Below are 14,404 nucleotides of genomic sequence, written 5' to 3'. Positions count from 1 at the left end.
AGAAATTTAGCGCTCGTTACTGCAGCGTGTTAAGACAAGAAAAATTGATAAGATGGGTTATCCGTTTCATCTTTACACTGGTAGCCTAGTTCACGTAGATGTGAAGAAAACTCAGCGAGATCACTTTCTTGTAGCTCAAAACCACACAGTACCCGACCGTAGTCAGCACCATGGTTACGGTAGTTGAATAAGCTGATATTCCAATGTGTCCCCAGCGTGCTCAGGAACTTCAGCAGAGCTCCTGGATATTCTGGGAACTCAAAGCTATACAAGCGCTCTTGAAGTGGCTTAGAAGGCTTGCCACCAATCATATAACGGACATGTAGTTTAGCCATCTCATCATCAGACAGATCAACAACCGGGTAGCCACCTGCTCGTAAATCTTTGATGATACTATCGAGCTCTTCCTGACCGCCCGCAAGACGCACACCGACAAAAATATTCGCCAGTTTGTCATCATTGTAGCGGTAGTTAAACTCAGTAACGGCTCGCCCACCAATGATATTACAGAACTCAAAGAATGCGCCCTGATGTTCCGGAATCGTCACGGCCAACAAACCTTCACGCTTTTCACCAAGCTCACAACGTTCGGAAACATAACGCAAGCCATGGAAATTAGTGTTGGCTCCAGAAAGCACTGTGCCTAGCTGTTTGTTCTGCAGTGTGTGTTTTTCGGCAAACTTTTTAAGTCCAGCTAGAGCAAGCGCGCCAGAAGGCTCTGCAATGGCGCGCGTGTCTTCGAAAATATCTTTTACAGCAGAGCAGATTTCATCACTGGAGACGGTAATATGCCCATCAATATATTCTTGGCATAGACGGAAGGTTTCTTGACCGATAATTTTAACCGCAACCCCATCAGCAAACATACTTACTTGATCTAAAGCGACGGGTTTTCCAGCGTCCAGCGCGGCTTTTAGACAGGCAGAATCTTCCGGTTCCACTGCAATCACTTTGATTTCTGGCATCAGTTGTTTAACTAATACCGCGACGCCAGCGGCTAAACCGCCGCCGCCGACTGGAACAAAAATATAGTCGAGGTGACCATTTTGCTGCAGCATTTCCATGCCGATCGTACCTTGTCCTGCAATGACAAGCGGGTGATCAAAGGGAGGCACAAAGGTGTAACCGTGCAAAGCGGATAAACGCTCTGCTTCGGCTTTTGCTTCATCAAAGTTGTTGCCGTGTAATACAACGTGACCGCCAAAGCTGCGTACCGCATCCACTTTAATGTCTGGCGTGGTCTTAGGCATCACGATCGTTGTACTAATACCCAGTTTGGTGCCAGACAACGCCATGCCCTGTGCGTGGTTGCCCGCGGAGGCTGCGATAACCCCTGCTTTTTTCTGCGCTTCAGTAAGGTTGGATACCATATTATAGGCACCACGTAGCTTAAATGAATGCACGGGCTGGCGATCTTCACGTTTGATTTGCACGTTATTATGAATACGAGCAGATAAGCGAGGCATATCTTGCAGTGGCGTTAATGTCGCCACTTCGTAAACAGGAGCGCGCAATACCTGGCGCAGGTACTCTGCGCCGGTTTTGGGATAACTTTCGCTACTCATTAGACTATCCCTCGAGTTTAGACTTATCTCGTACCGCACCTTTATCAGCACTCGTTGCCATGCTCGCATACGCTTTCAGCGCTAAAGAAACCACACGTTCACGATTGGCTGGTTTCCAACCAAGCTGGTCTTGCGCGTTACGTCGAGCCGCCAATTCTTCCTCTGGGACGTCCAGTGAGATGGAGCGGGCTGGGATATTAATATCAATAATATCGCCATTGTTCACAAGGCCAATGGTGCCACCGTTAGCGGCTTCTGGGGACGCGTGGCCAATAGATAGGCCAGAAGTACCGCCAGAGAAGCGACCGTCGGTGAGTAGTGCACATTCTTTACCTAGACCCATAGATTTCAGGTACGTGGTTGGGTAAAGCATTTCCTGCATACCAGGACCACCTTTAGGCCCCTCATAACGGATGATGACCACATCGCCCGCTTTGACTTTGCCGCCTAAAATGCCATCTACCGCGTCTTCTTGGCTTTCGAAAACGACCGCTGGACCACGGAAGACTAGGCTACCTTCATCGACGCCAGCTGTTTTAACAATACAACCGTCGACGGCGATATTTCCGCTCAGTACCGCCAGTCCGCCTTCTTGGCTAAAGGCATTTTCCTTGGTACGAATACAGCCATCTTTGCGATCGTCATCAAGGCGATCCCAGCGACAATCTTGAGAGAAAGCTTTCGTCGTACGGATACCTGCAGGGCCCGCTCTGAAGAATTTTAATACTTCCTCATCCTCGGTTTGCATGATGTCGTATTGCGCTAGCTGCTCTTTCATAGAAAGACCCAGTACAGTACGTGTATCGCTATTGAGTAATCCTGCGCGATCAAGCTCACCAAGAATCGCCATTACGCCACCAGCACGGTGCACGTCTTCCATGTGGTATTTAGGTGTCGATGGTGCCACTTTACATAGGTGTGGGACTCGGCGTGACATTTCATCGATATCGTTCATATCGAAGTTAATCTCACCTTCTTGCGCGGAAGCTAAAAGGTGCAGAACGGTATTACTTGAACCGCCCATGGCAATATCCAACGCCATAGCATTTTCAAATGCGGCACGGTTAGCGATATTACGTGGTAGCGCAGACTCATCATCTTGCTCGTAGTAACGCTTGGTTAATTCGATAATGCGTTTACCGGCATTTAGGAATAACTGTTCACGGTCAGCGTGTGTCGCTAACATTGAGCCATTACCAGGTTGAGAAAGACCAAGCGCTTCTGTTAGGCAGTTCATTGAGTTAGCCGTAAACATGCCAGAACATGATCCACATGTTGGACACGCAGAACGTTCAACTTGTTCACTTTGTTCATCAGAGATGGTTGGATCAGCGCCTTGGATCATGGCATCGACCAGATCTAGTTTGATGATCTGATCGGAAAGCTTGGTTTTACCCGCTTCCATTGGTCCGCCAGAGACAAAAATTACCGGAATATTAAGGCGCATGGCTGCCATCATCATCCCAGGGGTGATTTTGTCACAGTTGGAGATGCATACCATAGCGTCCGCGCAGTGCGCGTTAACCATGTATTCAACCGAGTCGGCGATTAGCTCGCGTGATGGCAATGAATACAGCATACCGCCGTGACCCATAGCGATACCATCATCAACGGCAATCGTATTGAATTCTTTGGCAATCCCGCCCGCTTTTTCAATTTCACCTGCCACCAATTGACCCATATCTTTAAGGTGAACGTGGCCTGGAACGAATTGAGTGAACGAGTTTACGACGGCAATGATAGGCTTACCAAAGTCTTCGTCTTTCACGCCTGTTGCTCGCCAAAGTGCACGAGCACCCGCCATGTTGCGACCATGTGTTGAGGTCGCGGATTTGTAGATAGGCATTGTACTCGTTCCTTATTTTACTGATGCAGTGTTCTTGTCGGCGTCTTGTGGGTAAACATAATCGAGCCAACCCCATTTATCTTCAGTAGTACCGTTGAAAAGACCAAAGTAAGCATCCTGCATGACTTTAGTGATTGGACCACGTTTTCCTTCGCCAACTTCAATTTTATCAACCGTGCGAACTGGCACGATTTCAGCGGCAGTACCCGTCATGAAAATTTCATCGGCAAGGTAGAGTGCTTCACGAGCAATGTTAGCCTCACGAACGTCATAACCCATGTCTCTGGCTATGGTCATGATGCTGTCACGAGTGATACCTGGCAGAATCGCGCTGGTGGCAGGTGGAGTCATGATAATGCCATCTTTAATCACAAAGATATTTTCACCGGCACCTTCGGAGAGGTAGCCATCAACACTCAGAGCGATACCCTCGTCATAACCGTGACGACGCGCTTCACCACCGACAAGTAAAGACGATAGGTAGTTACCACCTGCTTTTGCGGCTGTTGGGATAGTGTTAGGGGCTGCGCGATTCCAGCTAGAGATCATGGCATCGACACCATTTGCAAGCGCTTCTTCACCCAGGTAAGAACCCCAAGGAAAGGCGGCAATAATTAATTCCATGACAGAATCTTCAGGAGGGCAAACACCTAACCCGACATTACCAACAAAACCTAGAGGGCGAATGTACGCCGACTCGAGTTTATTTTGGCGAACCGTTTCACGTGTCGCTTCCATGATTTCTTCTTCGGTATAAGGAATCGGAAAGCGATAGATTTTTGCTGAGTTTTTTAGACGTTTGGCGTGCTCTGGGTGGCGGAAGATAACCGGGCCGTTCGGAGTGTTGTAACAACGAACGCCTTCAAAAACCGACGTACCATAGTGCATAGCGTGAGTAAGGACATGAACATTTGCCTCAGCCCACGGAACCATTTCACCATTAAACCAAATAAAATCTGCTGTACTTGTAGCCATTTAGCGTTCTTCCTTATGCACTTTGTTCTTGTAGGTTGTGATTGGTCAACTGGTTAGTTTTGAGTTCAGTGACATCAACAGTACGAATATCCCAGAGTTTTTCAATCTGATTGATCAGCGTAGAAATCGGACGATCACTATCAACGATTATCTCTACACTGGCAATCCTGCTTTCATGATTTTGTGTTGCGGCAACTTGCTTGATGATAAATCCACGGTGGCGGATCACGCGCAATACTCTCTCAAGTAACACACTTTTATCATCGGCTTTTATGTCTAGTAGGTATCGGTTCATTAGGTGTTCTCCAACATCTCGCTGTTTGAGGCACCAGGTGGTACCAATGGCCATACATTCTCTTCTTCGTCGATCAGTACGTGTAAGAGGTAGGCGGTTTTGCTTTCCAGCATCTCTTTTAGAGCTGGCTCGACTTCTTCTTTTCGAGTGATGGTTTTACCCGGAATATCGAACGCTTTAGCAAGCATGACGAAGTCTGGGTTGTCATCCAAAATGGTTTCACTGTGGCGACCATCAAAAAACAGGGATTGCCACTGTCTCACCATGCCTAAACGTTGGTTGTTGAGTAATACCATCTTTACTGGGATTTGGCGGCGTTTGAGAGTCCCCAATTCTTGCACGTTCATCATAAACGACCCATCACCGGAGATGAGGATGGATTGGTCGTCAGGTCGCCCTACGGCGGCGCCCATAGCGGCAGGTAAACCAAAGCCCATCGTGCCTAAGCCAGCAGAAGTAATGAAGTTTTCAGGCAGGCGAGGTTGAATATGCTGTGCTGCCCACATCTGATGCTGACCGACGTCGGTTGAGACGATAGATGACTCCGGCATCATGTCAGACAGCTGCTTAAGTAGTAATGGCGCAAAAATAAGATCACCCGGATGGTCATAGCGCCATTTGAAGCCACTTCTTAGGCTTTCGCTATGGTGAGCCCAAGGGGAAATGTCTTTAGATAGCTCTAACTGGGCCAGAATGACATTGATATCACCGCGCAAAGCGGCATTCGCCGTTCTTAATTTATTAAACTCTGCCGCGTCGATATCAATATGGATCACTTTAGCATGGGGAGCAAAGGTATCGAGCTTACCAGTGACTCGGTCATCAAATCGTGCACCGACGACAATAAGCAGGTCACACTCTTGCACGACTAAGTTAGCGGCTTTAGTGCCGTGCATTCCTAGCATGCCCAAATAGTGTGGGTCATCGCGTTCGATTGTACCCAGGCCTTTCAAGGTGCTGACTGATGGCATTGGGTTTAAACGGAGAAATTCACGCACAGAATCCGTAGCATGAGCGAGTTGTACCCCACCACCTACATAGAGAACTGGACGAGAGCTCTGGTTAAGAAGCTGTTGTGCTAGCTGTATTTGCTCTGGGTTTGCCACTGGCATTGCTGGTGGTGTAAAGGGAGGTAAAACATCAACTGGGGTCTGAGCAAGTTGAACATCTTTAGCAATATCGACGATGACAGGGCCAGGACGACCGGTTTTTGCAACTTCAAACGCTTCCGCTAAGGTCGGCGCGAGATCATTGATATCGGTAACGAGGTAGCTGTGTTTAGTACAAGACAATGACATACCAATCACATCCATTTCTTGGAAGGCATCGGTACCGATGTGGGAGCTGGCGACTTGGCCTGTGATGGCGACGAGAGGGATGGAATCAAGAAAAGCATCGGCAAGGCCGGTAACGAGGTTGGTGGCACCTGGACCCGAGGTTGCCATACAGACGGCGACATCTTTGGTGGCTCTTGCCATGCCGATTGCGGCCATCGCTGCACCTTGCTCGTGTCGGCATAGAATATGTTCTACCCCGCCATCGTAGAGTGCATCGTAGATGGGCATGATGGCTCCACCGGGGTAACCAAACACGGTCTTAATACCTTGTTGCGCTAATGCAGCAACAACTAACTCAGCACCTGTCATTGCTTTCTCCTTGTTGACCGCATAGTGACTTGCGGTTTTCTATCGTTCGACTGCACATTGTGTGCTCCCATATCTTCCGTTTTATCATTGTAATGAGGTGACTCTCGTTTTCGTGACCGTCATCAAATTTTCGTTTTAGAGTTTGTAAAAAAACCCCCGGACTTTTCAGTGCGGGGGTTTTTTGAATCTTGCGGCTATTTTCTGCCCACATTCCCCCGTGTGTTCCTAATCAGGACCACAATAATCAGAGTAATCAGAGTGTGAGCATAAGCACTAAAAGTCATTTCAAATATCTAATCGTTTGCTTTGTGTTGAACAAAAGTATCTATGTCCTTAGTGGTATCACATATTTCTGTTACCTGACAAGCAAAACCTCATTCTTTTTTCACATTTTATCAGCATCAAATCAGGCTATATAACAAGGACTATTTATAAAACTCTGCATTTTTGAGGGTTTATCGAATGAATTTAGTTGGAAAAAGGAATGACATGGGATTATCGATTATTTATAGCCGAGCAAGTGTTGGCGTCGAAGCACCGCTCGTTACAGTGGAAGTACATATCAGTAATGGTATGCCTGGTTTTACCTTAGTTGGGTTGCCAGAAACGACTGTGAAGGAATCAAAGGACCGAGTTCGCAGCGCCATTATTAATTCACGATTTGAGTTTCCTGCTAAGCGCATCACGGTCAACCTAGCGCCTGCTGATTTACCTAAGGAAGGCGGGCGGTTTGATCTTCCTATTGCTTTAGGCATTTTAGCGGCCTCTGAACAGTTGCCCAAGAGTCTGTTGTTGCAGCATGAATTTATCGGGGAACTGGCTTTATCGGGATCACTACGAACGGTTAAAGGGGTGCTGCCTGCGGCGTTGGCGGCGGATAAATCAGCCCGCCAGCTCATTGTGCCAGAAGGGAATGCGAATCAGGCAGCTCTTGTGGGTAAAGATAAGCATAAATCTGCCTCGGGATTACTGGAAGTGTGTGCCTATTTGATGGGGCAGCAGGCGTTGGGTTTGGTGACGTCACCAGCAATTAAAGCAGTGAAACAAGACGCTAGAGATCTGCAAGACATCATAGGGCAGCAGCAAGGAAAGCGCGCGCTAGAGATAGCGGCGGCGGGCAATCACAATTTGCTTTTTTTAGGCCCTCCGGGCACTGGCAAAACAATGTTAGCGTCACGGTTGTGTGATTTATTACCGGTTATGAGTGATATGGAAGCCATTGAAACCGCTTCTGTTGGTTCGCTCACCCAGTTAGAGATTAATGAAGACAATTGGAAACAGCGACCTTTTCGAGCGCCGCATCACTCGAGCTCTATGGCGGCGCTAGTCGGTGGAGGGAGCATTCCTAGACCGGGGGAAATATCCTTAGCACACAACGGGTTACTTTTTTTGGATGAAATGCCTGAGTTTGAACGTAAAGTCCTCGATTCATTACGTGAGCCCCTAGAATCAGGGGAGATTGTTATTTCTCGTGCGCAAGGAAAAACCCGTTTTCCGGCGCGCTTTCAATTAGTCGGTGCTCTGAATCCGAGTCCAACAGGTTACTATGATGAGAGTCAAGCTCGCGTTGCACCTCAGGCGATTCTGCGTTATCTAAGTCGACTATCCGGTCCTCTGTTAGACCGATTTGATATGTCGATTGAAATCCCCTTACTTCCTAAAGGCGTACTTGCTGAAGGGGGGGATCGTGGGGAGTCGACGGCGGATGTAAAGTTACGAGTTATTGAAGCAAGAGACAAAATGTTAGCGCGATCTGGTAAAGCCAATGCGTTACTGCAAAGCCGTGAGATTGAACAGTATTGCCCGTTGGCGAAGCCGGATGCGGAGTTTTTAGAAAGCGCTTTGCATCGACTCGGCTTATCCATTCGAGCCTATCACCGCATTATTAAAGTGGCGCGAACTATTGCAGACTTGTCTAATGAGCCCGAGATTCAACGAGCCCATTTAGCGGAGGCATTAGGGTATCGCGCCATGGATCGCTTGCTTAAGCAGCTTACGGCCCAGTCGGTTTAAAAGGCGAAGTTCATACCTACTGAGGTAATCCAATCTGAAGAGTCATAAAAAGTGATACTTGAGTCAGTCGCGTTGTACCCTGATAAGGAGATCAGTGAGAGTGATTCGATGTTCCATAACGAGAGATATTCATAAGCTAAGAAGGCACTGTATTTGTCATCGATTCTGCCTGCTCGGTCAAAAATGATATTGTGACCGCGATACTCGTGGTTCATGTAGCTCATGGTGATCGCAAAGCTATGCTGGTTCAAAGCGAACAGGGTGGTTAGTTCACCACCTGCACCTTGGTTATTGACGGCGCTTCCTTTGGTATCATCGAGTAAGTAGATAACCGATGGGAACATCGTCCACGACTCATTAAGCGCTAACGTATAGGAGCTTTTCACATAGTAAAAGTCACTGTTTCGGTCGTACTGGGTCGCGTGAGAGGTCGGGCTTTGAGTCGCAGAAGCTTCATCGGTCACCACTCGCGTTCCATATGCCATGTCTAAGGTAAATAAGGATCCGGCAATGTTTTCTATTTGTAGTCGATAGGCATCGCCAGTGGCTTCTGCTTGCTCCAATTGGTCTGCGGCAACGTACGGATTTTTCCAAATCGGTTCCCCAACCACGGTTGGCAGGTAAGAGACACTCCAAATAGAGTTATCTGAAAATTGCTGTCGGTAACCACCTTCAAGTACAAAGGTACCAACGGCGATATCATTGCGGGATGTACCGAAAAACCATTGTTTGTTGCGCGTTGCTCCGTACGTATAGTTTAAGGTCCCCAAAGGTAACCAAAAGTCATCATATGCTTCTTCCGAGGTACTGATATTAGGGTTATCACTGGCGATCAGGTTCGATTTATCACCGACCTTAGCGGTGCTCAATGATATTTCGCCACTGAACCCTTGGGCAGGAGCTAAGGCTGCAAATGACGCAGGGGCATAAGTGAGAGAAGTGAAAAGTAAGAGAGAAAGCAGCCGTGCAGTCATTGTCCATCCCGTGGTAAGTGAATCGGAGGCTTGTGATTCATCCGCTTCAAAAATTTAGGGGGTACTGTAGCGATAAAAAATGGCTTAACAAAATGCCTTGTTAAGCCAACTATCACTCAAGCTAATGGGTGGTTAGGTAACCTATTAAAAGGCCCAGTTTAAACCAACCGCAGTAATCCAGTTCTTTTCATCGTAAAAAGCAATATTGGAGGTACTGTTGGTGACACCTCCAAAGGCAACAAGGGAAAGGTTATTGGAATAAAATATGCCCGGATACTCATAAGCTAGGAACGCCTTCCATTCATCATCGCTACGAGTCTTATCGTAGAGGGGATTGCTTGCATCATAGTCTCGTTTTAAGTACCCCAAAGTGAACGCCAACTTGTGGTTGCCAAGTGAGGCAAAAGAAGACACTTCGGCACCGTAGCTGTTGTGCTTCATTGCACTGCCGTCAGCGTCCTGTTGGGTGTAGATTAGGGCTGGGTAGAGTAAGACTTCTCGGCTGATAGGCAGCATCATTTTAAATTTACCGTAGAGAATGTCAGCATTACGGTTGAGTGTCTTCGCCTGTTCGGGTGTGATAGTCGCGTTAACGTTATTGCCGAAGCCGGACTTTTCTTCATCCAGCTCTCGCTTACCATAGGCGAGGTCAAGACTGAATAGTGAACCTGCAATATTGTCGAGTTGCACTCGGTAGGCAGTGCCTTTTTCATTGGTGGTTGTTCGAGCGTCGCTGGTATATGGGTCTTGCCATACCTCACCTTCAAGAATGGTGGGCAAAATAGATAAACTGACCTTTGTGCGGTCTTTAAATAAATATTTGTAGCCAGCTTCTAGTGCGACGGTACCGACGGCAATATCCGCTCTTGATGTGCCGAGAAATACCTGATGATTTGAGTGGGAACCAAACGTGTACTGCACGTTACCCAGAGGTAAAACGAGGGCAGAACTGTTGTTTTGTTGGTCTCCATTATAAAGTCGAAACTTATCATCAGTGTTGGTTAAGTTAGAGGTGCTGCTGCTATAGGCAGCATTAATAGCAATCTCACCACTAAAGCCGTTACTTTCTCCAAGCTTGGCAATAGAAGGCGCTGAAACGCAGCTGACGGCAATTGCTATGACAGTCCATGTCAGATTCATACCTTTCCTTTTTTTGTCTAAAGACGTTGTTAATCTAATTATATGTTTCTGTTAGCTTATTGGAACAGAATAAGCGTGTTTTGTGTGACTAACAAGACAATAAATTCATCGGTTTGTGGTGAGGTATATTGTATAGGTGAAAAAAAACCGAGCGTAGTCGCTCGGTTTTATGTGTGTGTCGTGGCTATTTTTTCAGTAGGAAATTCACCAACGCAAAGTACTCATCGAGCGACTGAATACCGCCCGCCTCGACAAGGTATTTGTTGTTAACGATTACCGCTGGAACGCCAGAAAGGCCACTGTCTTTGAATTGTTTATCAAAGCGACGAACCATTGAGTCGACGGCAAAACCGTTGAATGTCGCGTCGAATTTCTTAGCATCAACACCTTCATCTAAGAAGATTTGGCGTAGTTCTTCGTCGTTACGAGGCGCTTGTTGCATAGTGTGAATGCGATTAAATAGTACCGGAACCATTTTATCTTCGACTTTTAAAGCAATCATAGTGGCGTACGCTTTACTCATCGACATGCCCATGTTGCCGCCCATGAATGACACATGGTTCTTTTGGAACTTAGCGTCAGCCGGGATTTTTGTTTTTAGCTGCTCTATGATTGGCTCAAAACTATGACAGTGTGGGCAATAAAAAGAGAAAAATTCAGTCACTGTCGGCTTAGTAGTCGGTTCTGTTTCTAGCACTTTATAATGGGTGCCTTCTTCAAATTGCGCAGCGCTTACACCTACACTCACAAGAAGCGTAGCAAATAATGCGATAAATCTTTTCATTGTTGTCTCCATGTACAATTTAAATCCTTAAAAACGGATAGTTGTTAGTTTGTCACCACTGTGGCTGTAATGAAAGTGGCTTTTCATTGAGTGCGGCCATTTGTTCTTTAAAGCCAAGCACTTGCCCTTCCCAATATTTAGGGTCATTGAACCAAGGAAAAGCCAAAGGAAAGGCTGGGTCATTCCAGCGCTTCGCAAGCCAAGCCATGTAATACACCATACGTAGACCGCGCAGAGGCTCAATTAGTTTCAGCTGGCTAGAAGGAAAGTCATTAAACTCTTGGTAGCCTTCAAGAATAATGTCTAACTGCATCATTTTATCTTGTCTGTCGCCACTTAATAACATCCATAAATCTTGTACGGCTGGACCATTTCTAGCGTCATCTAAATCGACAAACATTGGTCCATCGCGCCACAGAATATTACCTGGGTGGCAATCACCGTGTAAGCGAATGATGCTGCTCGGCTCCCAATGCGTTTCAATTTGAGCAATGAGCATATCGAGGTCATTGAAGAAAGCGTTCTCGAGATGCATAGGGATAAAATTAGACGATTGCAGTAGCTTTCTTGGTTGATAGAGGTATTCTTCCAAACCAATGGTTGGGCGGTGCTCAAAAGGCTTCGCTGCCCCTACTTTGTGCATTCGACCCAGAAAGCGGCCAACCCACTCTAGCTGTTCTAAGTTGTCGACTTCAAATTGTCGGCCTCCCTCGCTAATAAAGAGGGTAAAAAAGTAGCCTTCATATTGATGAATGGTTGTGCCATTTAAAACAAGAGGCGCTGAAATAGGTACATCATGCGCGACCAGTTCATGGGCAAAGTCATGCTCTTCTTGGATTTGAGCAAGTGACCAACGCTGTGGTCGATAAAATTTGACGACATACCGCTTTTTGTCTTCATCGGTAAACTGATAGACCCGGTTTTCGTAGCTGTTAAGCGGAAGAAGTCCGGATTCGGCTCGTATACCAATACTCTCTAGTGCATACCACATAAAGTCTGGTGTTAGAGCGTCAAAATTGAACGCTTGGTCTGTCATTATCCAACTAAAAAGGCTCATTACTGAGCCTTTTCCTATTATTGATGGTGAAGGGGTGCTCGGCTAGAGTTTCTTAAGAAACCGGCTTTCCACTTCGATCGAAAAGTCATTATTGTCACTCAGTATAAACTGAATTGTGGCAACGGGTGAACTGAGTTGTTCTGGGTCAACGCCAAGGCTCATTGGCAGGTTTAACACTTCGCCAGGTTCAACCGTAATCGTTTGTTTTCCATACCAAACAACAGACTCTAAGCCAGAAACAGAAAGAGTGTATTGTTGTTCTTGCTGTGTTTTGTTAATGATTTTTAGGGTGTAGGTATTTTCAACGAGACCATCACTGTTGGTCCGGGATAGTTGGCTGCGATCTCTTAACACGCTTAATCCGGCAGGGTCCACAGCGGATATTTGCACAAAGAATAGGGCAATCATCACAAGAAGAATGGCGCCGTACCCAAGCAGTTTTGGTCGCATGACTTTAGTATGTTTACCTGATAGTCGATGCTCTGTGGTGTAGTTAATCAGACCTTTTTCGTAACCCATGCGATCCATTGTCTTGTCACATGCGTCAATACAGGCACCACAGTTGATACATTCGTATTGCAGTCCGTCACGGATATCAATGCCCGTTGGACATACCTGAACGCACAGATCGCAATCAATGCAGTCGCCTAATCCGAGCGCTTTGTGATCGGCTTTCCTAGGGCGTGGACCACGCTGTTCTCCGCGCTTAGGATTGTAGCCGACAATAAACGTATCTTTATCAAACATTGCGGATTGGAAGCGTGCATAGGGGCACATGTGAATACACATGATAGAGCGCATCCAACCAGCATTACCATAGGTACAACCGGCAAAAAACAATACCCAAAAGACGGGCCAAAAACTGGCGTTGAAACTAAAGAAATCGACCACTAAATCACTAATAGGAACGAAATACCCGGTGAAGGTAAAGCCGGTCGCGAGTGCGATAGCTAACCATGCGACATGTTTTAGGGCTTTTCTTGCGGCAAGGTTTGCAGTGAGTTTATTTGAATCTTGTTTTCGTCTTTTGTTGGCACTGCCTTCTAACTTCTCTTCAAACCAGATGTACATAAAGGTCCAAACGGTTTGGGGGCATAAGTATCCACACCATACGCGCCCTAAAAAGGTGGTAATAAAGAACAGTCCGAAGGCGGCGACCATAAACAGCAGCGCAAGTAATGTTAAGTCTTGCGGATAAAGGGTGGTGCCAAAAAAGTTAAACTGCTGGTTGCCAATGTCGAGAAGAATGGCCTGCCTTTCCCCATATGGGATCCAAGGAACAATAGCGAATAGAACGAGTAGGAACCAACCGCCGTAGCGTCTTAGTTTTTGAAATGTCCCTTTACTTTCACGTACGTAAATACGATTGCTAGGGTTAAAGCGATCTCCGTTGCCTTTGTGTGTTTTAGGATTGAACGTTTTTGGCGTCACGTCCTTTATGTCAATCTTATCCTGACTCATGTGAAGCGGTCCTTCTTAGGCTGACGGCATGTTTGACATGCTCTATTTTTCCGACATTGCGAGGTAACCTTTACCCATGAGAAGCGCTAAGAGCTAGCAATCATTGATAAAGTATAAGTTTCTACGTAAATAGAAAACGCGCCGATTATAACCTCGATAACAAACTCTTTTCTTTAAGGCTATCAACCTTTAACAAGAAATATGAAATCAATGGATATAAAAACGCTCCTACTAAGTGAGGAGCGTTTTGACAAAAGGTGAGTATGACTACTTGATAATACCGCGAGCTTTCAATAATGCGGTTTTAAAATCATCTTCTTGGTCTTTGGCAAGGCCAGGGATCATGTCGTCCTTTTGGCTATTACGCATTTTGAGATGATAAATGAGTACATCGTCAGTCAGTTCAGCAAGTTCGCCGCTATAGCCAGCTTCATTGGCGAGTTTAGCGATGAACTCCATTAGGTTGAGATCTGGTTCTTTTTGCCATTCTGGCTGCATAAGTTCGATGAGCTCGTTGAGGCGATGACACTTCATAAATTTCTCCACAATATTTATAGTAATTTTTGCATCAAAATATCAAATATCGTGAGAATAACCAATATGAGAAAGCGCTAGGCATAAAAAAAGCGCAGGGTGTCTGCGCTTTTT

Annotated in this window: 12 protein-coding genes; 1 reads left to right on the top strand and 11 read right to left on the bottom strand. The window is 46.4% G+C overall.

The window, feature by feature from the left end:
* Positions 1–29 precede the first annotated feature (29 nt).
* Genes ilvA through ilvG form a run of 5 tightly spaced genes read right to left on the bottom strand, consistent with a single transcriptional unit; the run spans position 30 to position 6,327 of the window.
* Positions 30–1,565, bottom strand: a complete 1,536-nt coding sequence (gene ilvA / locus L4D05_RS22090; protein ID WP_428795302.1) for a threonine ammonia-lyase, biosynthetic — start codon at positions 1,563–1,565, stop codon at positions 30–32.
* Positions 1,566–1,569: 4 nt separating this feature from the next.
* Positions 1,570–3,411 carry a dihydroxy-acid dehydratase gene (gene ilvD / locus L4D05_RS22085; RefSeq protein WP_428795301.1) on the bottom strand — a complete coding sequence of 614 codons (1,842 nt, stop codon included), beginning with the start codon at positions 3,409–3,411 and terminating at the stop codon, positions 1,570–1,572.
* Between the two features lie 12 nt (positions 3,412–3,423).
* Positions 3,424–4,386: a branched-chain amino acid transaminase gene (locus L4D05_RS22080; protein WP_428795300.1), complete on the bottom strand. Its 963-nt coding sequence runs from the start codon at positions 4,384–4,386 to the stop codon at positions 3,424–3,426.
* A gap of 13 nt (positions 4,387–4,399) precedes the next feature.
* Entirely contained in the window at positions 4,400–4,681 is a 282-nt protein-coding gene (ilvM, locus tag L4D05_RS22075) for an acetolactate synthase 2 small subunit (RefSeq protein WP_428795299.1), read from the bottom strand.
* The gene (gene ilvG / locus L4D05_RS22070; protein WP_428795298.1) at positions 4,681–6,327 is read right to left on the bottom strand and encodes an acetolactate synthase 2 catalytic subunit; all 1,647 of its coding nucleotides are present in this window, start codon (positions 6,325–6,327) and stop codon (positions 4,681–4,683) included. Before ilvG ends, ilvM begins: the two co-directional genes overlap by 1 nt.
* A 489-nt stretch (positions 6,328–6,816) precedes the next feature.
* On the opposite strand from ilvG, the gene L4D05_RS22065 reads away from it, so the two are divergent.
* Positions 6,817–8,340: a YifB family Mg chelatase-like AAA ATPase gene (locus L4D05_RS22065; protein ID WP_428795297.1), complete on the top strand. Its 1,524-nt coding sequence runs from the start codon at positions 6,817–6,819 to the stop codon at positions 8,338–8,340.
* Here the strand turns inward: L4D05_RS22065 and L4D05_RS22060 are convergent.
* The 6 genes from L4D05_RS22060 to L4D05_RS22035 form a co-directional block, all read right to left on the bottom strand.
* A complete protein-coding gene (locus L4D05_RS22060; RefSeq protein ID WP_428795296.1) occupies positions 8,337–9,314 on the bottom strand; it encodes a DUF2860 family protein in 978 nt (325 codons plus the stop codon). The genes L4D05_RS22065 and L4D05_RS22060 overlap by 4 nt on opposite strands.
* A 144-nt stretch (positions 9,315–9,458) precedes the next feature.
* Positions 9,459–10,454 (bottom strand): DUF2860 domain-containing protein, encoded by a 996-nt coding sequence (locus tag L4D05_RS22055; RefSeq protein ID WP_428754687.1) that lies wholly within the window; start codon positions 10,452–10,454, stop codon positions 9,459–9,461.
* A gap of 184 nt (positions 10,455–10,638) precedes the next feature.
* Complete coding sequence (locus L4D05_RS22050) at positions 10,639–11,238, bottom strand: thiol:disulfide interchange protein DsbA/DsbL (protein WP_428754686.1); 600 nt, start codon at positions 11,236–11,238, stop codon at positions 10,639–10,641.
* Positions 11,239–11,290: 52 nt separating this feature from the next.
* Complete coding sequence (locus tag L4D05_RS22045; RefSeq protein ID WP_428795317.1) at positions 11,291–12,274, bottom strand: serine/threonine protein kinase; 984 nt, start codon at positions 12,272–12,274, stop codon at positions 11,291–11,293.
* Positions 12,275–12,337: 63 nt separating this feature from the next.
* Entirely contained in the window at positions 12,338–13,756 is a 1,419-nt protein-coding gene (ccoG, locus tag L4D05_RS22040; RefSeq protein ID WP_428795295.1) for a cytochrome c oxidase accessory protein CcoG, read from the bottom strand.
* A gap of 267 nt (positions 13,757–14,023) precedes the next feature.
* Entirely contained in the window at positions 14,024–14,290 is a 267-nt protein-coding gene (locus L4D05_RS22035; protein WP_428754684.1) for a YihD family protein, read from the bottom strand.
* Positions 14,291–14,404 lie beyond the last annotated feature (114 nt).

It is taken from the genome of Vibrio nomapromontoriensis (genome assembly GCF_050337205.1).
GTDB classification, from domain to species: Bacteria; Pseudomonadota; Gammaproteobacteria; order Enterobacterales; family Vibrionaceae; genus Vibrio; species Vibrio nomapromontoriensis.
This window is presented reverse-complemented; position numbering and strand designations above follow the sequence as displayed.

Bases quoted from the DNA above. Each gene is read 5' to 3' on its own strand.
- ilvA (WP_428795302.1), bottom strand. From the start codon at position 1,565: ATGAGTAGCGAAAGTTATCCCAAAACCGGCGCAGAGTACCTGCGCCAG.
- ilvD (WP_428795301.1), bottom strand. From the start codon at position 3,411: ATGCCTATCTACAAATCCGCGACCTCAACACATGGTCGCAACATGGCG.
- L4D05_RS22080 (WP_428795300.1), bottom strand. From the start codon at position 4,386: ATGGCTACAAGTACAGCAGATTTTATTTGGTTTAATGGTGAAATGGTT.
- ilvM (WP_428795299.1), bottom strand. From the start codon at position 4,681: ATGAACCGATACCTACTAGACATAAAAGCCGATGATAAAAGTGTGTTA.
- ilvG (WP_428795298.1), bottom strand. From the start codon at position 6,327: ATGACAGGTGCTGAGTTAGTTGTTGCTGCATTAGCGCAACAAGGTATT.
- L4D05_RS22065 (WP_428795297.1), top strand. From the start codon at position 6,817: ATGGGATTATCGATTATTTATAGCCGAGCAAGTGTTGGCGTCGAAGCA.
- L4D05_RS22060 (WP_428795296.1), bottom strand. From the start codon at position 9,314: ATGACTGCACGGCTGCTTTCTCTCTTACTTTTCACTTCTCTCACTTAT.
- L4D05_RS22055 (WP_428754687.1), bottom strand. From the start codon at position 10,454: ATGAATCTGACATGGACTGTCATAGCAATTGCCGTCAGCTGCGTTTCA.
- L4D05_RS22050 (WP_428754686.1), bottom strand. From the start codon at position 11,238: ATGAAAAGATTTATCGCATTATTTGCTACGCTTCTTGTGAGTGTAGGT.
- L4D05_RS22045 (WP_428795317.1), bottom strand. From the start codon at position 12,274: ATGACAGACCAAGCGTTCAATTTTGACGCTCTAACACCAGACTTTATG.
- ccoG (WP_428795295.1), bottom strand. From the start codon at position 13,756: ATGAGTCAGGATAAGATTGACATAAAGGACGTGACGCCAAAAACGTTC.
- L4D05_RS22035 (WP_428754684.1), bottom strand. From the start codon at position 14,290: ATGAAGTGTCATCGCCTCAACGAGCTCATCGAACTTATGCAGCCAGAA.